Consider the following 22,587-nt stretch of genomic DNA (forward strand, 5'->3'; position numbering starts at 1 on the left):
ACTACTTGAGAAAACATGACCTGTTGTTAACGGTGGATCGTCACTTCTTTTTTGACTTCCACGGTGATGCGGCCATTTTTGATGACCACTAAACGTTCAGGAATATCGATCAGCACATCGGCTTTTCTCTGGGTATCTAAAAGAATCAAATCTGCGCGGTTGCCAACAGCGATCCCATAGTCTTTGATATTTAATGCTTTGGCGGTATTGGTCGTAATCATTGGCAAGACTGTCGGCAGGTCATCGGCGCCGCCTAAATGCGCCACTGGCACAGCCAACATAGCGATTTGAATCAAATCACCGTTGCCATAGGGCGTAAAGGCGTTACGAATATTGTTGCTGCCTAAGCAAATATTCACACCGGCATCACGTAATTTGCGAATCGGCGTAACGGCACGACGAACGTTGTAGGCATCATTTCTAGCACCTAAGTGTAAGTCGGTCGCAGGCAACGGCATCACATTGATTTGGGCTTTGACCATCAAATCGATAACTTCTGCCAGCTGATCCGGTTCCATAGCGTGCAGCGCAGTCAAATGTCCTACAGATACCCGACCTTGGTAGCCTTCTGCGATGGTTTTTTCACACAGGTAGACGATCGATGTATCGTCTGCTTCGTCAGCAAAATCCTGATGCAAGTCAATGTCTTTGTCAAATCGTTTGGCGATCTCAAAGATCAAGTCGATGTGTTCATTGGCTGGCGCATCATTGTAAGGAATGCCGCCAACGACATCGGCGCCTTTCTCCATCGCTTCGATCATCATTTTATCCGTCCCTGGGGCTTTAAAAATTCCTTCTTGCGGAAAGGCAACGACCTGAATGTCGATCAGGTCTCGGTATTCTTCTTTTAAGCGCATGATGGTGTCAAACCCTGTGAAGCCTTGCGCCGGATCAAATTCGGCATGGGTGCGAACAGCAGTCGTACCATGTACGATCAGCATTTCTAATGCACGTTTCGCTCGATCATAAATATCTTCTTCGGTAAAAGTCGGTTTGAGCTTTGCCGTAACTTGGATCGCTTCTTGTAATGTACCTGAATTATTAGGTTCACGATCGGCAATCAAGGCTTTGTCTAAGTGGATATGGCTTTCGATCAATCCGGGAATCACCACTTTGCCTTTCGCCTCAATCGTTTTTGCTGCTGATTCTTCAATGTTGGGTGCAACTGCGGTGATTTTTCCTCCTGAAATGGCAATGTCTACTAATTCTGCATCGTCTTCAAGACGTGCTTGCTTGATCAATAAATCCATGTTTTCCTCCTATCCATCAGCCAAACACTAAGCCGATGACTAATAATAATACGGCTGCTAAACTCAACCACTTCACGTTTCCTTTGACCACATCTAGAATCGGAATTTGGAAACCAGAAGATAAAGCTTGCATCGTAATGTTGACGAAACTCATTTGACTGCCGAGTCCAACCCCCATCGTTACAAAACCAAGAGCTAACACTGGGAAGCCTAATGAAACGGCAACTGGTAACACTAATGTTAATACGGAGCCAACATAGGCACCTGCGGGAATCCCAATCAAGACACCCGTCAAGATCGCCACGGGAACGACGATCGCTGCGGGGGCATTTTGTGCCGCACCAGCAATAACAGCAAATGTCCCAGTTTCAGCGATCACGTTGATGAAGGCTAAAAAGATCCCCACTTGGAACAAGCGGGTCAAAATATACGTGGATCCGTCCACCATCGCTTCCACCGATTGATTCATCGAAAAGTCGGTACAAACAAAAATCAACGCCAACGTGACCACCATATAAACTAGCGGCGTAAAGAGGACAAAGCCGATCAGGTCATTGATCAACGGGCCAAAGATGACCGCAAAAAGCAAGAAGATCGCAGGCAATGTCGTTTTGAATAACTCGCCATTGCTTTTGTTTTCGTACTCTTGGTTGGCTGATTCTTTGAAGCCCAGATGACGACGCTTGGTCCCGAAGAATGCCAATAAAATCGCCAAACCAACGAATAACAACCAAAATGGGCGCATTTGATCGACATAAGAAGCGACACTAAAGCCGCCCAGTTCAGACACGATACTAGATTCCAAAGAGGCAGGAGAGGTCGTAAAGGAGACAGCTGCCGCTAACGACATCGCTGCGATCAATTCGGGTACCACCCCAACTGCCGCAAATGCTAATGGTGCGATCACCATTGCACTCCCGCCGCCGATCCCAGACATATAAGTCGCTGCTGCCAATAAGATGACAATAAAACCAGCCACATATTCCACTTTTCCTTTGGTCCCTCTTTTGGCTAAGGTTAAGGCTGCCGTATAACTACCGGCTTTGAAGACCGCCATCGCTACAGCGGAATTGATGATTGGCACCGTAATACTTAACATCGTCGGAATAGCTTCCAACAGTTGCGAATTGGCTTCAGCTAAACTGATCCCGCCAATAATCATCGCCAATATCCCAGCAATCAAGCCAGCAATGATCATATCTACTTTATTAAAGAGTAAAACCAGTACTAACACTAACGGAATCAGTACTAAAAATGCTTTGACTCCAGTTGGTGCAACGATCTCATTGATCGCTTCTGCCGCAAACACTGTTCTTTCTGAAAAGATAAAAAGAATGAGAGCCATAAACAGTGAGACGAACGTTCCCTTTTTTTTCATCACATTTCTCCTAACTTATATGAATCTTCATATAATAAATGTTGTGTTGCTATGGGGTGTTGCTGATTGATTTTTCCGCTGATTTTTCTCTGGTGTTTCCCACCTTCTTTCCTCGAAGAAAGGAACCAAGCAAAAGGAACCTGCTTTTTCGACCTTTTTCGCCACTTTTTCTTTCTCTATTATAATTCTTGTTGTTAACGCTTTCTTTGGACATTATTCTAAAATAAATCTTCGTTTTTTATCCAATTGGCTAAACGCGCAGAAAAAAGCGCGGCCTGTGGAGAAAAGAGCCTTCATTTGATCCTCTGGCCTTTTCTCGGAGCCCCGCTTTTTTGATGTATCTTCTGCCTATGATCGTTTTTCCCCTCGGTTTGTCCAGCGTTTCAGTTTATAAAAAAGCATCAGTTGCTTGCGCGCTCGCTTGATCCGCTGGTAGCGCTTGGGCTGCTTCTTGTAAAATTCTTGATGGTAGTTTTCCGCTGGCCAAAAGGGTGCAGCCATGCGGATCTCGGTCACGATGGGTTGCTGATAATAACCAGATTGTGCTAGTTCCTTTTTGGCTCGTTGCGCAAGCACTTCTTGCTCAGCAGTCGTATAGAAAATGATTGGACGATAAAAATTGCCGCGATCTTGAAATTGTCCGAAAGCATCTGTCGGGTCTGTCACTTGCCAATACAACTGTAACAAGTCCTGATAGGTGATGATTTTGGGATCAAAAATGATCTCTACTGCTTCGACATGCCCTGTTGTTCCACTTAGTACTTGATCATACGTCGGATTCGGGACTGTTCCCCCAGTATACCCCGACAAAACGGAAAGAATGCCCGGCTGGTCTTCAAAAGGCTCTACCATACACCAAAAGCAGCCGCCAGCAAAAATAGCCACTTCTTGTGCTTTTCCACCTGTTTCGGTCGGCTCCACGGAAACTTCTGCTGGTTGGGCTTTGCTTGTTTCTTCATTCATTGCCTTTTTCGGTGCTGGCTGGCTGATTGTTTGATAAAACTCGGCGACATTCGGGGTCAGATTGTTTCTCAGTGCCAAAGGACGCAACGACGCTTCTAGTTTTTCCAAAACCCGCCTGGTCTGTTGGTCTTCAAGACTATTTGACGATTCCTTTTCGTGTTTGCCTGCTTTTTGTTTGGTCACCAGCTGGGTTTCCAAGGTATTTTTCGCTTGCACCAGTTGTTCTCGTTCCCACTGTCTCGTGCCAGGATGCAAGATCAAATTATAGATTTCTGACAGCCACGCCATCGTTGTTTGCTTCATCACCATTGCCCCTTTGCCTCATGAACGAGCCGCTTTTACTCCTTGTTTGGTTGCACTGTACCATAGTTTCGACGATTCGCCCAATTTGATGCCCAAGAAACGTTCAAGAGAATGTCTCGAACGTTTTTGGCTTTTGTATGGGTTAGTTCTTATTCATCCTCTGAGGGATCAGCTCAGTATCATTGGTGGGTACGCAATTGGGCATTCATTTTTTTTAGAAACATTGAAGCGGAATGAGATAGGATTGCCAATTTCAAAGAGTGATCAAGAACCACTCAATGCAAATGAACCTTTGCCTTTGTTGGTAAATACGCAATTTTTCTACAATCCGTTTAAATAGTCATCGGTTTTCATCACCGTAGAGAAGGTTTCCAACGCCGATAAAAACGCTCGTTGAACAGCTTCCGCAGGAATTTCGTGTGCTTCAAATGTTAATGCTTTCGTTGCCGTGGCATCAGAAATCAGTATGGGCTGATAACCGAGTTCTTTACTAGCTCTTGTGGTTGAATCGATGCACATATGCGTCATCATCCCAGTGATGATAACTTGTTGAACACCTAAAGAGTCTAACGTCTCTTTTAAATTTGTTTCAATGAAGGAGTTAGGAAAGTGCTTTTCGATAATAATAGAAGAATGCGTTGTTTTTAACTGTTCATGCAGCAGTACACCTTCGGTCCCTCGTTCAAAAAAATCAGCTGCTTCTTGATGGTTGATGTGTTGGATATAGATGATCGGGAGTTGCTTTTCGATAAAAGACGCTTCTAGTTTATTTATGTTTGCAAGCGCCTGTTCAGGGGAATGAAGGGCCATTCTTCCTTCTTTAAAATAATCATTTTGGACATCAATCATTACTAAAGCTTTTTTCATAGAATCACCATTTCTTTTCTTATTTGTTATAATCCAGTATAAATACATATGAACCTACAACAAAGTGTCTCTTGAAAAAGATAAAGTCAATTTACTTTCATTATGAAAGGAGGAACCCTTATGGACATCATCGATGAACAAATCCTAGCTATCCTGAAACACAACAGCAAATTATCGAACAAAGAAATCGGCGAAATGGTCCACCTGACGGGACAAGCCGTGGGCAATCGGATCTTGAAATTGCAAGATGAGGGAATCATTCAGCGATTTAGTATTGTAGTAAACTACCCAAGTACGCAATACATCCGGTTTTTTATGGATTCAAATCGCTATACAGCTTTTGAAGCCTTCGTGAATCAATACAAAGAAATTGAGGTCTTTCATAAAGTTTCGGGTCAAGCTTGTTATCTCTTGGTCAGTCATTTTACAGATGTAACCTTCCCTTTATTTATAGAGAGTCTCTCAAAATGGGGCAGGTATAGTGTAGAAACCTTTGTGGCTGACAAACTCAATCATGGGGATGTTTGATGTTAGCCGCTTGCTAAAGGGTTGTGGAATAAAGCTTTCACTGGAGCGGTGAGAGGGATAAGAAAAAGGGGCAAAACGATTTGAATTTTTTCCTTTTAAATGAATTGTTCGAAATTCATTGTCCTAATTATATTAATTAAACTTGAGAAAGCAAAAAGCGAATCAAGTGTGGATTCGCTTTTTGCTTTCATCTAGGATAGTAAAAAATATTGATAATTTTTGCGAGAACTTATTTAACACTTGTACCTTGAGTGTTAACATATCCAATCCATGTATTTGTATTATCATATAAGGAATAGAAGGTCTTTCCATTTCCTAATGTATATTTTACTTTAGCAGTGTAACTATTACCATACAACTGACCTGCTTCGAATTTTTTACTAGTCCAATAAAAATTGTTCCACATAGGATAGTTTTTGCTAGTAATCTGTACTTCTATGTTAATATTTTCAGTTCTTAAATCTTCAGTAGCATCAGAATTAATATAACCTATCCAAGTGTCGCCCTGATATATAGAATAAAATATCTTTCCATTTGACAGAGTATATTTATATTTTGCTTTATAGACCAAACCACTCGAATAATTTTCTGTACTTCCTAATTTACTCGTCCAATATAGGTTTCCCCAAATCGGATAATTCTTCGTCGCACTGACAAATTTATCAATATTTTCAGCCTTTAAATCAATAACCGCTTCAGCATTGATATAACCAAACCATTGATCACCACGATAGAGAGAATAAAACTTTTTACCATTTGTCAAAGTATAACTAACAGATGCATAGTACACCGGATTATCGGCGAAATCAGAAGTATCACCTAGTTTACTAGTCCAATAGAGATTTCCCCATCTTGGATAATTTTTAGTTGCCATAATATTTTTATTCTCGCTTGTAGCGGTTAATTCTTCAACTGCTACAGTATTAATAAATCCTACAAAGGAATCTCCACGATATAGTTCATAAAATGTTCTACCATCACTAAAAGAGATTTGATTTTTCGCATAATAAACTAAACCATCTTGAAAATTAGAAGTATTTCCATTTTGAGAAGTAAATTCCAAGTTGTTCCATAGTGGATAATTACTGACCGCCATAACCGTTTTTCCATAAGACACTGTTTGGTATTCTGATAGATCCATCCTGATGGCAAATGATGGATAGAAACTGTCCCAGATTGGAGATAATTCAACCGTTCTTCCAAAAGTTGGAGCATGAATATACTGATTATTTCCAATATAAATGGCAGTATGACTCGTTTTCCCTCTACTTCCCCAAAAAAGTAAGTCACCTGGTTTAGCCTCAGAGATAGGAATTTGCTTTCCAGCATACTCTTGCTCCCACGTCAATTTTCCGACATCTTTTCCTGTAACTTGATTAAAAACATAATAAACTAAGCCAGAACAATCAAATTTGTCAGGTCCCAATCTATCAGGATTTGTTTGAGTATATGGTTTCCCTATATGTTTTTTTGCTTCTGCTACAATTTGCTCTCTTTGACTCAGATTACCGCCTGATAATGAACGAGATACGACCTCTCTTGTTAGTTGATTATTTTGAGAATTAATTTTATTGATGAATTCTACATATTCTTCATATGTCATAACTGAACTACGATTATCCTTTGAATAGTCTTCAAAAGTCACCTGCCCATCGTCAAACTCGTCTGCTTGTACAGATTGAAATGTGAAATTATGAACAAAGAAACAACCAATTCCCAATAATAAAATACCCCATACACGTTTTTTCACTTTATCTCCCCCTTGTATTTTTATCTTAAAAGTATATCACGGTTTTTTCAGTAAATAAAGGATGTAAAGATATAAATATAGATGAATAATAACTTCTAAATTTAACGATTCTGATTTTTCCGAGAATTTTTTTGGTTCTCTCAAAACTATGACAATATTTTAAAAAGAAAATAACCAAAAAATGATTCGATACCGGCTCTTCTTATTTCCAGCTTTTATATCTTTGAATGTTTACTCCAAAAAGCTTCTACTGGAAGTAGTTTGATTGTTTCATAATCATTTCCTAAAAAGACCTACTTTTCTTCCTATTTGACTGTGCTGTACCCTAGCTTCGCAACTTCGACAAGTAAATGCAAAAAATCGTTCGTGTAGAAACACTCGAACGATTTTCGTATTTTCTTCTATTCTATCGGCCTTGTGTTGGAGTTTCTTCCTTTTGCAACGTCATGATGACTGGACCTTCTTTGGTGATGGCGATCGAATGTTCATATTGGGCACAATAGCTCCCGTCAATCGTGCGTGCTGTCCAGCCGTTTGGGTCCATCTTCATGCGCCAAGTGCCGGTCGTGATCATCGGTTCGATGGTGATCGTCATGCCCTCTTTCAAACGAATTCCTTTGCCAGGTAACCCGAAATGAGGAAAGAATGGTTCTTCATGAATGGTTGGGCCAATGCCGTGAGCAATAAAGTCCCGCACGACACCATACCCTTTTTCTTCAGCGAAGCTTTGGATCGCATAACCAATATCGCCGACTCGGTTGCCAACCTGTGCTTGCTCGATGCCTCTCATCAAGGCTTCTTTCGTTACTTCCATCAGTGCTTGATGTTCTGGCGAAATCTCTCCTACAGCATATGTCCAACAGCTGTCAGAGATTGCTCCTTTGTAATCGACACAAAAATCGACTTTGACGACATCGCCTGATTTTAAAACATATTCTGAAGGGAAACCATGACAAATCTCTTCATTGACACTGATACACGTCGCAAATTCATACCCTTCAAACCCGATTTGCGCGGCTGTTGCCCCTGCAGCTTCTATCTGTTGATGGACAAAGGCGTTGATTTGGTTCGTGGTGATACCGGGAACGATTTTTTCCCGTAGCTGCTCGTGAATACTTGCCAAGATACGACCAGAAGTTTTCATTTGTTCGATCTCTCGCGGGGATTTTAATGTGATCAATAGATGATCTCCTTTCCTTAAATAGCCATTACCATGTTTCTTTTAATAATACACCTCATCTAGAAATAAGCCATGAGAAGGCACTGTTTCACCAGCTGCTTGTCGTACTTTATCGGCTAACACTTGATCGATCACTTCTGGCGGTAGCGTGCCATCGCCAATGGCAATCAGTGTGCCTGTCAAGATTCGGACCATTTTATGCAAAAAGCCGTTGCCTTTGAAGGTAAACCGCAATAGGTCGCCTTCTGGTGTGATAGTGATTTCATCGATTGTGCGCACCGTTGATTTTTTTGATTTTTTCAACGCAGAAAAGCCAATAAAATCATGGGTGCCGATCAACTTCTCAGCCGCTTGCTGCATTTTTTCCAAATCAAGGGGCTGCGGGCAATGAAAACTGGTATTGCGAGCAAAGACCGATGGGATCGCGTTGTTCCAAACATAATAGCTGTATTGCTTGCCTTTAGCGTGATAGCGTGCATGGAATCGTTCAGGCACTTCTTCAATCTTGTTGACAACGATGTCTTGCGGCAAATAGCGGTTAAAGAACTGCTGCATCTCTGGCAAACTCATTTGATGGGTCGTCTTGAAATTTGCCACTTGTCCTCGAGCATGTGTGCCCGCATCGGTTCTACCAGAACCCACGATCTCAATTTCTTCTCCCGTCAATAATTTGATGACCCCTTCAACTTTTTCTTGGATCGTTTTTTCAGAATCTCCTAGTCGTTGCCACCCTAAGTAGCGCTTGCCGTCGTATTCAATCGTTAGTTTGATATTTCGCATGGTTGTTGCTCCTTTTTACCGGTAGTACCGGTGGATAATTTTTTCTATTATATTGCTTGAGATATTTACTTATGATAAGGCGCCCCCGTATTGATTCGATACGCGCGATAAATCTGCTCCAATAAGATCAGTTTCATGAGTTGGTGGGGGTAGGTCATTTTGCCAAAGGAGATTTTGGCATCACTGCGAGTCATGACTTCTTGGCTTAAGCCTAGGGATCCGCCGATGACGAAGGTCAGTTGGCTTTTTCCTTGGATGCCGAGTTGATCGATTTGTTTGGCGAAGGCTTCGCTGGTGGGATTGGTGCCTTCGATTGCTAAGGCAAAGACATATTCGGTGTCTTTGATTTTGGCTAAAATGCGCTGGCCTTCTTTTTCTTTGATTTGCAGCATTTGGGCTTCACTCAAGGTTTCTGGCGCTTTTTCATCTGGTACTTCGACAAACTCAAGCTTTGCGTATGCCCCCAATCGTTTGGCGTACTCGTTGATTCCTTGAACGAGGTACTTTTCTTTTAGTTTTCCTACTGTGACGATTTTGATTTTCATAGGTCCCTCCTCGTTATCCCCTTATTTTATGAAAATGTGGACAATGCTATCCACAACCTTTTACACACTTTGACTTTCTTTGAAATTCTTCTATCTTATCTATAAAACTGTGACACTTCAACGATTTCTTCATCCACCCAACCAACCCCATCAAGATTGTCCACACACTGTGGATAAAAAAACCTTTGCTCCTCCCCAGATTTCTCTGCTATTTTTATTCAAAAATGAACGGGTCTTGCGAAGAAAATTTCATCGTTTGAAACAGATTCTTACGCAACTTCTTCATATTTTTTTCAAAATCTCTTAGTAGACTAATCTCAGATAGAAGGAATATACTGATTATAACGAATTATTCATTAAGGGGGAAATAGTAATGGCAAGAAAATATGTCACACCAGGTAAGAAAACTTCTCCTGGTTTATTAAAACGATTAGGTATTGGGATTTTAGGCGGTATGGTCGGCGGATTATTGACCTTCGGCGGTCTGTATCTGGCAATGGGTTCATCCTTGACTTCAACACCAGAAACCACGACCAACAGCGGGGTCCAAGATTCTAACGGACAAACCCAAGTATCCAATGTAAAACTTGATGTGACTAGCGATGTCACTGAGGCAGTTGAAAAAGTACAAGATTCGGTGGTTTCCATCATTAATCTACAACAAAGTCAAAGCAACGACTGGAACAGCCTCTTTGGTCAGCAAGGTGGACAAAGTGAAGGCGATAGCCAAAGCGAAGACGACAGCGCCTTAGAAGCTTCTTCTGAAGGGAGTGGTGTCATCTACAAAATCGATGGCGACGATGCCTATGTCGTAACCAACAACCACGTAGTTGAAGGTCAAGATGGTTTGGAAGTTGTCTTAGCAGATGGTACAAAAGTCAAAGCTGAATTGGTAGGTACCGATTCTTACACAGACTTAGCCGTCTTAAAAATCTCTTCTGAAAAAGTTACAACTGCCGCAACATTTGGCGATTCAAGTGCCTTGAAAGTCGGCGAACCAGCAATCGCGATCGGTTCTCCTCTAGGCTCTGACTATGCAAACTCTGTGACACAAGGGATCGTGTCTTCCTTGAATCGTCAAGTAACAAGCCAAAACGAATCTGGTGGTACGATCAGTATCAATGCGATCCAAACGGATGCTGCAATCAACCCAGGGAACTCAGGTGGTCCACTGATCAACGTTGATGGTCAAGTGATTGGGATCAACTCAAGTAAAATCGCCAGCACCTCGGGCTCTGCTTCAGGCGTTAGTGTCGAAGGGATGGGCTTTGCGATCCCAAGTAACGATGTCGTTGAAATCATCAATCAACTAGAAGCAGACGGCAAAGTGGTTCGCCCTGCACTAGGGATCCAAACGATTGATTTAGGTTCAATCACATCACAACAACAAGAACAAATCTTGAAAGTTCCTTCATCTGTAACTTCAGGCGTTGTGATCTACTCAGTCAACAATGCAACACCAGCAGAACAAGCAGGATTGCAACAATATGACGTTATCACGAAAATCGATGATACAGAAGTCAGCACCACAACGGATCTGCAATCTGCGTTGTACAAACACAAAGTCGGTGACACGATCACTGTAACCTTCTATCGTGGCGATGAAGAAAAAACAGCAGAAGTAAAACTTTCCGTTGATACATCGATCAACGAACAATCAACAGACAGCAGCAACTAATCACCAAAACCAATCGAAACAATCAAAAAATGAACTGCCGCAAAAACAGGAAGCGGCAGTTCATTTTTTAGGCTTTACCGACTGGAAAAGCTTCACCTACAACGGCATCTTGAGGCAGCTCAAGGATGCCTTTTTTCATTGGGGCACCTTCTAAATGTAGTTCTTTAGCAGAACAGATCATTCCGAAGCTTTCTACGCCACGAAGTGTCCCCGGCCAAATCATCAAGCCATCCGGCATCATTGCGCCAGGTTTTGCGACAACGACTTTCAATCCTTTACGAATATTGGCAGCGCCACAGACGATTTGCAAGACTTTCCCATCTCCAACTTCTGTTTCCGTGATAGAAAGATGGTCGCTGTCTGGATGTTCTACACAAGATTTCACATAGCCAACGACGATTTTTGGTTCCGTATCTGCAGGCAGTTCTTCGCTGAATCCTGCTTCTTTGATCATGGTGTTCAATTGTTGGATTTGTTCTTTCGTCAACGTCACTTGACCACGGCCTTCGATCGTCATCACTTCTGAGATCGCAAAAAAGTTCCAGCCAACGATCGTGCCTTCTTCATTTTTGATTTGGGCAACATTGCCTTTGCGTTCGACGGTTTGTTCTAATCCTTTATCATCTGCTGTGATGGCAAGCAGTGTATCACTGACATATTCTTTGTTATAAGCAAAAATCACGTTTTTTCCTCCTTAGGTACTTACACATTCCGCCCATAATCTTATCAAATTTTTCGGCATCCGTCATGGAATTTCTTTGTTTTCCTTGAAATTCTAGTTATTTTCAAAGACAAAAAAGCCTGAAAACCAGCTACTGCTCATTTGCTAAAGACAATGCTTCACTAGCGAGCAAAACCGCTGGTTCTCAGGAACTTCCTTTTGTCACTTGTTACTACCATGCAAACTATGGAAAAGAACACGGCAACGACAAGCTTATTTTTTCCAAAATGACCTTACGCTTTGTTTTCTTCAGGTGATACGATCAGCACGTCGCACCGGGCTTCACGGATAACGAAGCTGGCGACACTCCCCATCATGAAGCGTTCCACGGCGTTCAGCCCGGATTGCCCCACCATGATCAAATCGATGTCGTATTGATCCGGTAATTGGGTGGCAAGGGCGTCTTTGATGGAGCCGTAAGCGACGATGCCTTCTACTAGATCAAAATCCACTGATTTTGCGTAGGCTTTGCAGTCGTCGATCAGATTTTTCGCCGTGTCTTTTTCTTGTTCTAAGATGGAACTATCCAAAGGTGCATAGCCCATCATGGTCGGCACTTGCTGATCGATGATCGTTGCGGCATAGACCTTCCCTTGGTTTCGACGAGCGACTTCCACTGCTTTTTTGAAGGCTGACATCGCTTGATCTGAACCGTCGATCCCTACTAAAATATTTTGATATCTTTGTGCTTCCATCTTTTTCCCCTCCTATGCTGATTGTACGCTGGTTAAAAAGGCTTCGATCTCTTCTTTGGTTTTGCGATCCTTGTTGACTAACCGTCCCAGCTCCTTGCCGTCTTCGATAACGACGAGGCTAGGAATACCAAAAATGTTCCATTCAACCGCTACATCCATGTATTCATCACGGTCGACTTCGATAAACTGAAGCGCTGGAAAATCCGCTTCGATCTCAGGCAATTGCGGTTTGATATATCGACAATCGCCACACCAATCGGCGGTGAAAAAGAAGACATTTTTGCCTTTCTCCACATATGTTGCTAACTCTGCTAAATCTTTTGGAATAATCAAATACTCACCACTTTCTTTTCTTTAAGTATACACCTTTCTTTCAGGGACTACCAACTGACATGCTGATCTTGCAAAGCCCTGCAGAAAAAAAAGAGACAACGGGTGGCTGTCTCTTTGCTTTCGTTCTCGCTTATTGTCCTGCTAAGATCGTATCAACGGTTGAACGATCCAATCCTTTCAAGACTTGAATCACCATTTCCCGTGCCGCTTCAAAATCAGCGATACTGAATAAGGTTTGGTGAGTATGGATGTACCGTCCAGGAACACCGATGACAGAACTTGGGATCCCTTCATTTGCCATGTGTGCTGCACCAGCATCGGTACCACCTTTTGAAACAAAGTATTGGTAAGGAATGTTGTTGCTTTCTGCTGTATCCAACAAGAATTCTTTCATCCGTGGCAACATGATCATGCCTGGATCATAGATTCGCATCAAAGTCCCGGCTCCTAGATGACCAAAGGTGCCATTTTTCGTGACTGTGTCATCCGCTGGCGAGCAATCGACCGCAAAGAACAAGTCTGGTTTGAATTTCATCACAGACGGACGAGAACCCCGTAAGCCGACTTCTTCCTGAACGTTGGCACCAGCAATCAACGTATGGCCTAATGTTTCCTCTTTCAAGGCTTCAAGTGCTTCTAATACGACAGCACAGCCGTAACGGTTGTCCCAAGCTTTCGAGATGATGTTTTTCCCATTGACTGTTTTGATGGTTTCCACTTGTGGGACGATCGTATCGCCAGGACGTACGCCAAAGCTTTCTGCTTCTTCTTTTGATTCAAACCCAGCATCAAACAAAATATCTGTCACTTCGACATTTTTTTGACCGCTGCTTCCTCGCAATAAATGTGGCGGTACTGAAGAAGAAACGCATGGGTAATCGCCCTTCGCTGTTTTCAATGTAAACCGTTGAGCAGATACCACATAAGGGTTCCATCCGCCTAAAGGAGTGACTTTGAATAAGCCGCGATCGGTGATCGTCGTCAATAAGAAACCAACTTCGTCCATGTGAGCAGCTAACATCACTCGTGGTGCATCTGCTTCTTGGTGGTGACGCAAACCGAAGATGCCGCCTAAGCCATCTTGTTGGATTTCATCTACCAATGGAGTCATCGCTTCACGCATATACGCTCGCACGTCGTGTTCAAACCCGCTGGTTCCTTGTAGCTCCGTTAGTTCTTTGATACGTTGAAATGTTTTTTCTTCCATGATCATTCGAGAAACACGTATCAGTTGTTTGCTGCCCCAAAGAAACAAAGCTGCTTTTTTTGAAAAAGCAACGCTTGCTGTTGCTGTGTTTTCCAGCAATTTTTGGGTGAAACAACGGATGTGCTCTCTTCCTCCTTATTCCTACTGATATTCTTTATTATAGCGCAAATTTCTATTGTTGGTTATTTTTCTTATAGAATATTTCTAAACTATGGTAAACTATTGTTAAGAGAACCTGTGCTTTCACCGAGATCAAAACATTCGGGAAAACTTACTTTAGGAGGGACATTAGATGGAGAATGAGCATCCATTGCATTATTTTAAAAATGGACTGACCATCGGTTTAGGTCTTGGCTTTGCAGGAGGGATTTTTTCAACGATCTGGTTGAAGAAAAGGCAAGCCATGAATGCCGATGATGTCTTAGACAATATAAAAGCGGCGTTTATCAAAGAAGGACCGATCGAAGGTTCTTGGATCAATTTCGAAAAACAACCTTTGCGCAAATTTGCGATCACTTCCCAAGGATATACTGGCGGCATCACCCGCACCGAAGACGGACAGCTTGTCACCTATGAATTTTTGGCAGATGCTCATACCGGCACCGTCTTAGATATCCAACGAGCAATCGTGGAATAATTACTGCACTTACGACCAGCTTCTTAAGAGGCTGGTCTTTTTTCTTTTTAAGCAGTGATTTTACTTAAGTAAGGTCGCAAGGTCCAATACCACGACTTCATCGATGCTGCCGCCTTTTTGCCGATACGCCCATGCCCCACTTTCAAACAAGCAGTACAGCTGCCCTTTTTCTACCACGATCTGTTCAAGGTAATGGGGAAACTTGATGCGCCGCAACGCATGTTTGCGGGTCAGCACCGTTGCATCCTTTGAAAAGACCCATAACTCAGCCGACCCTGGTCCAAAGGAACGTGCCAGCAACAAGTATTCAGTGGTAAAGGCGACACTTTGGACTTTCGTGGTGGTGACCCTTCTCTTACGCGGCTTGAGGCGAGGAAATGCTTTGCGACCGCTTTCTGAAAGAACAGGCAGCGGATAATTCGCCACCACGCCACCGTTTTTCAAGGCAAAGGTCCCTGAGACAAGTTCACCGCTATCGGCTGCCAAATAGGAGCTGTGAGTGATGCCTGCCAATTCGATGACTTGCTGATAAGCGATCGGCTGACTGGTTGCCAAGGAATCATCTTCCAGCAGTGTCTGCAAAGAAACACACGCCACTCGTCCCATTCCTTTCCCAGTGATGGTTAGCCACAGCACTTGCGTTGCTCGATCAAAGACTAATCCGCCGACATGGGGGCGTTTTGGCAGAACCACCGTTTTCAGATGCCGTCCGCTCGTTCTTTCTATTATATAAAGCTGTGAGTGATGTTCCTGCTGCGAACAGTACGCAGAGAGGAACAAATAGTCCTCCGAAACGGCCAACCCTTGTGGGGTCATTGCCTGACACTGATCCGCATGCTTGTACAGCCTCGTTTCTGCTTTCGCCGTTGCCGTCGTTGCAACTGCGGCAGTAGCTTTTTTTAAACCAGGAACCAAAAGGACTGCTTCCCTTTTTGCCCCGGCTGCCAGCCACGCTTTCCGCACGCTGGGATAACGCTTCAGCTGAGCTGCCAGTGCTTGATTGTGGCGCGCATGTCGGTGCTTTTTCAGCCAGTACACCACAAAAAGGCCAACCACAAACACGCCCAAAAGCAGCAAGATCTCTGTTTGTCTCATTGATTGGCCTCCTTGATGAATTCCCTCTTGTCGGCTGATTCATCAGCCGCTTATTTTTTGTCTAGCTGCAATAATGCTTAGACTACTTGTACTTCGACATCAATGTTGCCACGAGTTGCCCGAGAATACGGACAAAAATCATGGGCTTCTTCTGCGATTTTCTCTGCCTCGGCTTTTTCAACGCCTGGTAACGACACTTCTAAAATCACGCCGATTTGGTAACTGCCGTCCTCATGCTGATACAAAGACACTCTTGCTTTAACTTCGGATTCGGATTCGATGTTATGCTCTTTCAGCATATGCTGTACGGCACCGTTGAAACAAGAAGCATAGCCAGCGGCAAATAATTGTTCTGGGTTTGTGCCCTCACTGTGAAGACCCGGTTTGTCGATTTTCAGGTGAAAACTGCCATTTGGTGCTTCGACCTCTCCGACACGTCCGCCTCGATTGATCATCGCTGTTTCATATTGCTTTTTCATTGAACCTCTTCCTTTCTTTTTTTGACCTACTTCAAGTGTAACGACAATTTCCCGATATGACAAAAGGATTGCTTATGCTTCCTTAAAAACAAAAAAGGCAAACCCAGAAAATCTGGATTTGCCTGTCTATTCGAGGTAATTACTACCCGAAATAAATGAATGGAAACAATTGCTGAATGGACTAGCCGTTTGAACGTCCTAAGAAGAATGAAACAACAGCAACTACAATAACCGCACCAATAATTGATGGGACGATTGCCATTCCAGCAAGTGATGGACCCCAAGAACCTAAGATTGCTTGTCCAATAGCTGAACCTACTAAACCTGCAACGATGTTGGCGATCCAACCCATTGATCCACCTTTATTTGTGATAGCTCCGGCGATCAAACCGATAATAGCTCCTACGATTAATACCCATAACCAATGCATATTTTTCTCCTTCTTTCTTTTAAGTAGTTATTACACATATTATGTTACGCTTAATCCCCGTTTTAGACAAAAGATTTGCACTCAATTTGCAAAAAAAAATTTCAAACCTTGTTATATTAACGTTTACCAGTACTTCTTAATTATCGTTGTAAGAGCTTTAATTCGTTTTTTTTAATATTCGTGCATTTTTTGAAATCGCTTTATTTTTTATTTTGCATCTTCTTCGCTAAACTGAGGGAGAGCCACTCTCATTTTGTCAGATAATTGGCACTTTTTACTCCTCAGTGCGTTTTAGGACAGCTATCTTTTCAGCACTTCATCTATTTTTCATTAGAGGACGTTTCGATCGTTGCCGATTGGAAATGTCTTCGCAGATTCCCATGTTTGCTTCCAGAGCTCCCAGCGAAAGCGGTACTTATTTGAAAATGACGGGAAAATACTCAGAAAAAACGGTGTGACTGTAGAAGTTCCTGATTTGCCTTACGCGGATTTATTGAGGATTCTAGTCAGTGCCGACTGCAGCTATGCGCTTACAAAATACGATGCCATTTTTTTCTTCCTCTATCATCGCCATCACCATGCTGCCGATTGCCCGACCAATCATTATGACACTGGAGATCTTCTCCTTCCAGTAGCGATGGAATGATTATATCTGGCCCTTGATCGTCTTGAATAATCCGAAAAAATACACCTTGCAAGTGGCGAACCGCAGCTTGGTGGGCGCGGAAAATATCCATTGGACGATTTTGATTGCTGCCTCGGTAATTTCTGTTTTGCCTTTGCTGCTGGTCTTTCTCGCCTTTCAGCGCTGGACTCTCGACAGCAATTTGGACAGCGGGTTAAAATAAAAAAATGCCAACTGCTTCGTCGCACCATTCTCCTTTTATGGATGAACGGTGCCACAGAGCAGCGGCGCTTTTTATTTTGAAAAGTCTTTCCGTGACAAGTAAATGGCGGTTAATATCCCAACTAAAATAGCCAAACCAAAGACAATGATCGTACCGATGGCATTGTCTTTTCCTGGCAGTCCCCCAGTGTTGATCCCCCATAGCCCCGCGATCAAGGACGGCACAGCCACCACCAATGCCGCAGAATCTAAGTATTTCATCAGATGGTTTAGATTGTTGTCCATCATATCGGAGAACAAGCCACCAATGGTTTCTAACAAGTCGCGATAGATAGTGACCATTTTCATGGCAAACTTCTGTCGTAGCTTAATGTCATAAACGAGTGCTTCATTATCCAAACGATCCAAAAATTCTTTGCGATCCATCAAACGATCGACGGTATGGTTCTGATCCCGTAAGGTGTGATCCAGATAGACCATGTCTCGTTCGGTATCGGCTAAATTAAACAATTCGTTGTTTTCCGTCGTTTTACGAGCTGCTTCATCTAGTGCATCGATCTGTTTCTTCATTTCCTGCAGACCTTTGATGTAATGGGTGTAGATCATCAGCGTCGAGTAGGCAACAATATCTTCATACCGTTGAATATCTTGCTCATGCTTTTCAATCAGGCGTTTAATCAGTGTAGATTGATGAGAGACATAAGTGATTAAAAGATCTTTGGTATAAATAAACGTCACCGGTTCTAAACGATCTTCGATGCGGTCTTGTGTCACTTCTGACAAATCGATCAAGGTATAAAGAATCGGATGATTTAACTTAGTGTTACGTAAGTATTCCAAACGTGAGACTTCTTCCGGTTCGTTGGCGCCAATAAAAATATCTTCGGGCAGTTGATACTTATCTAACAAGTGGCGTTGTTCCTCTGGATCTGTCCCAGAAACCACCAGCCAATTGTAATCTTCCCCCGAGGATTCCCTTATTTTTCGGTCGTCCATTTTGTAATACTGAAACATGGTGACTCGCTCCTTTTCTAATTCTCTCTTAATTTAACTATCTAACGCTTCTCGCTTTTTGTCAAAGTAAATGGCTTTTCTTTTTGGAGCTTTTTTCATTTTGAACTAAGTGCATTTTATTAGACGAACCTTTCGATTCATGAGAAACTTTTTATGGGCCCAATAAAAAATTTTAGGAGGAATAGTATGTTTCGTCATCAAAAAGAACTACAGTTTGAAGCTAAACCAGAAAAACCAAATCCGTTAGTTGCGAAATACCTTCAAGAATTAATCGGTGGACAATATGGAGAGATGAGTGTTGCCATGCAATACTTATTCCAAGGATGGAGCTGCCGTGGGGAAGAAAAATACAAAGATATGTTGATGGATATCGCTACTGAAGAGCTTGGACACGTTGAAATGTTAGCAACGATGGTTGCACGTCTGCTGGAAGGTGCACCTGTGGAAGATCAGGAAGCTGCCATGAAAAAAGACCCAACGATCGGTGCGATCATTTCCGGAATGAACCCGCAACATGCCATCGTTGCCGGCTTAGGACCACGTCCTGCTGATAGCGTCGGCAATCCATGGTCAGGTGCGTATATCATTGCTAGTGGCAACTTGCTTGCTGATTTCCGTGCCAACTTAAATGCAGAATCACAAGGACGTCTGCAAGTAGCACGCATCTATGAAATGATCGATGACCGTGGGGTCAAAGACTTACTTTCGGTCTTATTAGCGCGTGATAGCTACCACCAAAATCTTTGGGCAGCTGCCGTGAAAGAATTGGAAGAAAATGAAGGCTCGATTTTAGTGCCGACTACCTTTGACCGCAAAAACGAACGCTTAGATATCGCTTATGATTTCTATAACTTCTCAGAAGGCGACCAAAGTAAAGAAGGCTCTTGGGCGAAAGGCAAAGCCCTTGATGGTGAAGGCGAATACCAATGGCTAGACGAACCAAAGATCGAAGGAAAAGCGCCAAAACTCGATCAAGTCACACCAAAAATGTATGGCACACCGCCTGAAAAATAATTTAATCAAAAAGAGCAATTGTTTCTGAAACAGAAACCGTTGCTCTTTTTTCTTTGTTTGAGCAAGTTGGTTACGTTCCTGGCAAAAAAGCGTTAGAGTAGAATGTAAAGAAAAGGAGGAATCATTTTATGAAAGCACCTTTACTGACATTAAACGACGGCAATTTACGCCCCGCCGTGGGCATCGGTACCTATCAGATCCGCGGTGGCGAAGGGTTGAGCCAGCTGCAAGCAGCGATCGCTGACGGGTATCGATTGATCGATTCTTCAACCAATTATGACAATGAAGGCATTGTCGGCAAAGCGATCCGTCGCTCTGGTATCCCACGTTCAGAATTTTATATCACCTCAAAATTACCGGGAAAATACCATGGCTATGATGATGCCTTAACCAGCATTCAAGAATCCCTTGCTCGCATGGGACTCAACTACTTCGATGCCTTTTTGATCCACTGGCCATTACCAAAACGCGGCAAATATGTCGAAGCTTGGCAAGCCTTAGTGACCGCCCAGAAATTAGGTTTGATCCGTTCCATCGGCGTTTCCAATTTCGAGCCAGAACATTTGGATGCCATCATTGAAGCAACTGGTGTGACCCCTGCGCTAAATCAAATTGAGATCCATCCTTACTGGGTCCAAGAACGAATGGTTACAGAGAACAAAAAACGCGGCATCGTAACGGAAGCTTGGAGCCCATTAGGCCGCGGCAGCGATGCCCTGAAAGAGCCACTGATCACTGAATTAGCTGAGAAATACCAAAAATCAGCTGGTCAAATCATCTTGCGCTGGCATGTGGAACGTGGCATTTTGCCCCTACCTAAATCAAGAAACCTCGCCCATCAACGAGAAAATCTTGCGATCTTCGACTTTGAACTGACTGAAGATGAAATCAATCAAATCAATCAGTTAAACAAAGCAGACGGCCGCATCGATGGTCAAGACCCAAATGAGTATGAAGAATTTGAATAAACAATTTCAACTGGAAAAAACACCATAGCTATCTCTTGGTAGACAAAACCTCTCAAAAATCAGCGACCAGCTGCTTTTGAGAGGTTTTTTATGTAACCAAGGCTCCAGTGGTTAGCTTTGCCTGGATCAAAGTCGTAAGATCAAAATATTCTTTTTGGCAGAAATTTCCTTGCTAGCAGTTCGATTTTCTTAAAGGCGACAAGCCTCAGCTAGGCGTTCATCACAGCTTTTAATCGAATGTCGGTTTCTTGAAAGAAGGTTGTCCTTCACTGTTTCGACACTTAAAGACAACAACGTTCCCCCCGTTCTCCTTCAGCTTGAAAGGAATTTCCACATGCCCATCAGTGAACATTATCCCCAAAATTCGTGTTTCTTGCGAGGAGGTCTTTTTCGGTAAATGAAGATGGCGAAACTCAGAATGCCACAAAATAGACCGGCACCTCCTAGTAGTTTCACGATAGTCGGCAGCCCTCTCAAGCCCATATCTGCCATTGAAGAAACTGTGCCATTTTCATTAATGCTTCCCCAAAATTGGTATATTTGTTGTTCTAAGTGATTTAATCGCCTATCAAGAGGTTTTCTTTCGTATTCAGGAATTGTGTCATAACGTGGTGTTTTTATGTCTGCCAATATAGCTAAACGTGCTTCTGCAAAAATGTTGGGGTGCTCTGCCAATAGTTTTTGGGCTTTTTTTATCAATTCTCTAGGTGTCCCATCAGCAACCTTTACGCGGAAAAGAGAATAACTAGAAGGATTTCTTTCCAATCGAATCCCATCTATTGCTGTAATTGTTTCATCAATCTTATTTTCAATCAGTTTTTTACTAAGGTAAGTCTCTGGAAACGTTTCAGCATTCAAAAAAGATGTTTCTTCATGCAATTGAAAGCTCAACACATTGTTTTGGTACCTTCTCAAAAACAATCCAGGAACAAAACCAACTCGCACCATTTCAGGTTTTAACTCAAAGGAGCGGTTGACAGGTTCTTCCTCACTAGGCAATAAGTCTGATGTGGCTAAATCTATCTCTTGGATCTTTCCATCAGCGATAAATCCATAGGATTCTGAGATTGACTTCTGTATAATCCTTTCAAGCTCTTCATAAGAAGTTCCCTTCAAACGAATTGTTGCAAAATCATTTTTATCTGGACCGGATAGAAGTTCACCACCAAAATATGAAAGTTCATAAAGCAATTTGTCTAAAACCGTTTCATGGTTTGACCCGAATTCTTGATTAAAGCGCTTCCTATCCAGTTGAAACTGGATCCGATTGTTAATGAAGGTCACTTCTTCATCGAAATACTCTTCCGTCGTTACATCAGCGATAGTCGGCGATGGTGGTTCGGGATTTTCGGATAACCAAAATGACTGTTCTATGGGATAGTAAGTCCTTTTGTTACTGCTATCGACGGCGACCAATTCAAATCGGCTTTTTTGTTGATTTTCAGAAATAAAAAGTCGTGCTTCGCCAAATTTCCGCTCTGTGACCTTTGGCTCCCCCATCGCTCTTTGATACAAATGCCGATCGTATTCGCCATTCACATTGACATAGACTTCTTTCAGCATTTCCCCCTCACTTGGTGTTACCGCATAAATCAATTCAAAGAAGGGAATCATTAGTTCTGAATCGGGTAGCTCTGTGACAATTTCCAGCAATGGTTCAGTGAGTGGCTCTGTGGGTTCTGGGGTAATCCTTTCGCTGTTGAGGATGTCGGCTAAGACGCCTTGGGACTGGTCGGTTGGTTCTTCGGCTGCTAATACTTGCCAACTGGACATATGATAGATGGTAAGAGCAAAGAAACACAGACTAAAGATTTTATGGTTGCGAAAGAGGTTTTTAATGCCTTTCTCGTCGTTTGAATTTATTTGCGCAGCGGATTGCATTCACTTTGCTCCTTTCTTCTTTGGAGGTAACAGAATTCTATTAG

At 42.8% G+C, this 22,587-nt stretch carries 24 protein-coding genes; 7 read left to right on the top strand and 17 right to left on the bottom strand.

The window, feature by feature from the left end:
• Positions 1 to 26 precede the first annotated feature (26 nt).
• The 4 genes from A5882_RS17055 to A5882_RS17075 form a co-directional block, all read right to left on the bottom strand.
• Positions 27 to 1,250: an amidohydrolase family protein gene (locus A5882_RS17055; protein WP_016613635.1), complete on the bottom strand. Its 1,224-nt coding sequence runs from the start codon at positions 1,248 to 1,250 to the stop codon at positions 27 to 29.
• Between the two features lie 16 nt (positions 1,251 to 1,266).
• Entirely contained in the window at positions 1,267 to 2,628 is a 1,362-nt protein-coding gene (locus tag A5882_RS17060; protein WP_086373189.1) for a citrate transporter, read from the bottom strand.
• Positions 2,629 to 2,976: 348 nt separating this feature from the next.
• Positions 2,977 to 3,900 (bottom strand): peptide-methionine (S)-S-oxide reductase MsrA, encoded by a 924-nt coding sequence (gene msrA / locus A5882_RS17065; protein ID WP_086373190.1) that lies wholly within the window; start codon positions 3,898 to 3,900, stop codon positions 2,977 to 2,979.
• A 315-nt stretch (positions 3,901 to 4,215) separates the two neighbouring features.
• A complete protein-coding gene (locus A5882_RS17075) occupies positions 4,216 to 4,761 on the bottom strand; it encodes a cysteine hydrolase family protein (RefSeq protein ID WP_034872341.1) in 546 nt (181 codons plus the stop codon).
• A 102-nt stretch (positions 4,762 to 4,863) separates the two neighbouring features.
• On the opposite strand from A5882_RS17075, the gene A5882_RS17080 reads away from it, so the two are divergent.
• Entirely contained in the window at positions 4,864 to 5,289 is a 426-nt protein-coding gene (locus A5882_RS17080; protein ID WP_016613640.1) for an Lrp/AsnC family transcriptional regulator, read from the top strand.
• Between the two features lie 229 nt (positions 5,290 to 5,518).
• Here A5882_RS17080 and A5882_RS17085 read toward each other — a convergent pair whose 3' ends face one another.
• The 4 genes from A5882_RS17085 to rlmH form a co-directional block, all read right to left on the bottom strand.
• Positions 5,519 to 7,039 (bottom strand): C40 family peptidase, encoded by a 1,521-nt coding sequence (locus A5882_RS17085; RefSeq protein ID WP_016613641.1) that lies wholly within the window; start codon positions 7,037 to 7,039, stop codon positions 5,519 to 5,521.
• A gap of 406 nt (positions 7,040 to 7,445) precedes the next feature.
• Positions 7,446 to 8,219, bottom strand: a complete 774-nt coding sequence (map, locus tag A5882_RS17090) for a type I methionyl aminopeptidase (protein ID WP_034872343.1) — start codon at positions 8,217 to 8,219, stop codon at positions 7,446 to 7,448.
• 42 nt (positions 8,220 to 8,261) lie between these two features.
• Positions 8,262 to 8,999, bottom strand: a complete 738-nt coding sequence (truA, locus tag A5882_RS17095) for a tRNA pseudouridine(38-40) synthase TruA (protein WP_005225435.1) — start codon at positions 8,997 to 8,999, stop codon at positions 8,262 to 8,264.
• Between the two features lie 65 nt (positions 9,000 to 9,064).
• Entirely contained in the window at positions 9,065 to 9,544 is a 480-nt protein-coding gene (gene rlmH, locus A5882_RS17100) for a 23S rRNA (pseudouridine(1915)-N(3))-methyltransferase RlmH (RefSeq protein WP_008379108.1), read from the bottom strand.
• Positions 9,545 to 9,917: 373 nt separating this feature from the next.
• Between rlmH and A5882_RS17105 the strand changes: the two genes are divergently transcribed.
• Positions 9,918 to 11,222, top strand: coding sequence for a S1C family serine protease (locus A5882_RS17105; RefSeq protein ID WP_008379110.1), 1,305 nt, complete (start codon positions 9,918 to 9,920; stop codon positions 11,220 to 11,222).
• A gap of 67 nt (positions 11,223 to 11,289) precedes the next feature.
• Here A5882_RS17105 and ytpR read toward each other — a convergent pair whose 3' ends face one another.
• From ytpR to pepA, 4 genes are all read right to left on the bottom strand, one after another.
• Positions 11,290 to 11,904, bottom strand: coding sequence for a YtpR family tRNA-binding protein (ytpR, locus tag A5882_RS17110; protein ID WP_005234600.1), 615 nt, complete (start codon positions 11,902 to 11,904; stop codon positions 11,290 to 11,292).
• 272 nt (positions 11,905 to 12,176) lie between these two features.
• Entirely contained in the window at positions 12,177 to 12,638 is a 462-nt protein-coding gene (locus A5882_RS17115; protein WP_086373191.1) for a universal stress protein, read from the bottom strand.
• Positions 12,639 to 12,650: 12 nt separating this feature from the next.
• The gene (locus A5882_RS17120; protein WP_008379116.1) at positions 12,651 to 12,971 is read right to left on the bottom strand and encodes a thioredoxin family protein; all 321 of its coding nucleotides are present in this window, start codon (positions 12,969 to 12,971) and stop codon (positions 12,651 to 12,653) included.
• Positions 12,972 to 13,101: 130 nt separating this feature from the next.
• Entirely contained in the window at positions 13,102 to 14,178 is a 1,077-nt protein-coding gene (pepA, locus tag A5882_RS17125) for a glutamyl aminopeptidase (protein ID WP_086373217.1), read from the bottom strand.
• Positions 14,179 to 14,470: 292 nt separating this feature from the next.
• On the opposite strand from pepA, the gene A5882_RS17135 reads away from it, so the two are divergent.
• A complete protein-coding gene (locus A5882_RS17135; RefSeq protein ID WP_005234590.1) occupies positions 14,471 to 14,815 on the top strand; it encodes a peptidase in 345 nt (114 codons plus the stop codon).
• A 60-nt stretch (positions 14,816 to 14,875) separates the two neighbouring features.
• Here the strand turns inward: A5882_RS17135 and A5882_RS17140 are convergent, their stop codons facing one another.
• The 3 genes from A5882_RS17140 to A5882_RS17150 all read right to left on the bottom strand — a co-directional run bounded on the left by A5882_RS17140 (position 14,876) and on the right by A5882_RS17150 (position 16,819).
• Positions 14,876 to 15,910 carry a hypothetical protein gene (locus A5882_RS17140; protein WP_086373192.1) on the bottom strand — a complete coding sequence of 345 codons (1,035 nt, stop codon included), beginning with the start codon at positions 15,908 to 15,910 and terminating at the stop codon, positions 14,876 to 14,878.
• A 77-nt stretch (positions 15,911 to 15,987) separates the two neighbouring features.
• On the bottom strand, positions 15,988 to 16,389 hold the full coding sequence (locus A5882_RS17145; RefSeq protein ID WP_005225423.1) for an Ohr family peroxiredoxin: 402 nt from the start codon (positions 16,387 to 16,389) through the stop codon (positions 15,988 to 15,990).
• 181 nt (positions 16,390 to 16,570) lie between these two features.
• Entirely contained in the window at positions 16,571 to 16,819 is a 249-nt protein-coding gene (locus A5882_RS17150; RefSeq protein WP_005225422.1) for a GlsB/YeaQ/YmgE family stress response membrane protein, read from the bottom strand.
• A gap of 454 nt (positions 16,820 to 17,273) precedes the next feature.
• Here A5882_RS17150 and A5882_RS19900 point away from each other — a divergent pair, with 454 nt between their 5' ends.
• Both A5882_RS19900 and A5882_RS17160 read left to right on the top strand, forming a co-directional pair.
• On the top strand, positions 17,274 to 17,465 hold the full coding sequence (locus A5882_RS19900) for a hypothetical protein (RefSeq protein WP_176462033.1): 192 nt from the start codon (positions 17,274 to 17,276) through the stop codon (positions 17,463 to 17,465).
• Between the two features lie 13 nt (positions 17,466 to 17,478).
• Positions 17,479 to 17,667, top strand: coding sequence for a hypothetical protein (locus A5882_RS17160; RefSeq protein WP_034872345.1), 189 nt, complete (start codon positions 17,479 to 17,481; stop codon positions 17,665 to 17,667).
• 71 nt (positions 17,668 to 17,738) lie between these two features.
• Here A5882_RS17160 and A5882_RS17165 read toward each other — a convergent pair whose 3' ends face one another.
• A complete protein-coding gene (locus A5882_RS17165; protein ID WP_005234580.1) occupies positions 17,739 to 18,680 on the bottom strand; it encodes a magnesium transporter CorA family protein in 942 nt (313 codons plus the stop codon).
• A 186-nt stretch (positions 18,681 to 18,866) separates the two neighbouring features.
• On the opposite strand from A5882_RS17165, the gene A5882_RS17170 reads away from it, so the two are divergent.
• The gene (locus A5882_RS17170) at positions 18,867 to 19,694 is read left to right on the top strand and encodes a manganese catalase family protein (protein ID WP_034872349.1); all 828 of its coding nucleotides are present in this window, start codon (positions 18,867 to 18,869) and stop codon (positions 19,692 to 19,694) included.
• Between the two features lie 128 nt (positions 19,695 to 19,822).
• On the top strand, positions 19,823 to 20,662 hold the full coding sequence (locus A5882_RS17175) for an aldo/keto reductase (RefSeq protein WP_016613649.1): 840 nt from the start codon (positions 19,823 to 19,825) through the stop codon (positions 20,660 to 20,662).
• Positions 20,663 to 21,013: 351 nt separating this feature from the next.
• On the opposite strand, the gene A5882_RS17180 is transcribed toward A5882_RS17175, so the two are convergent.
• Positions 21,014 to 22,543 carry a hypothetical protein gene (locus tag A5882_RS17180; protein WP_016613651.1) on the bottom strand — a complete coding sequence of 510 codons (1,530 nt, stop codon included), beginning with the start codon at positions 22,541 to 22,543 and terminating at the stop codon, positions 21,014 to 21,016.
• Positions 22,544 to 22,587 lie beyond the last annotated feature (44 nt).

Origin of the sequence: Enterococcus sp. 4E1_DIV0656 (assembly GCF_002140695.1) — a bacterium.
GTDB classification, from domain to species: Bacteria; Bacillota; Bacilli; order Lactobacillales; family Enterococcaceae; genus Enterococcus_D; species Enterococcus_D entomosocium.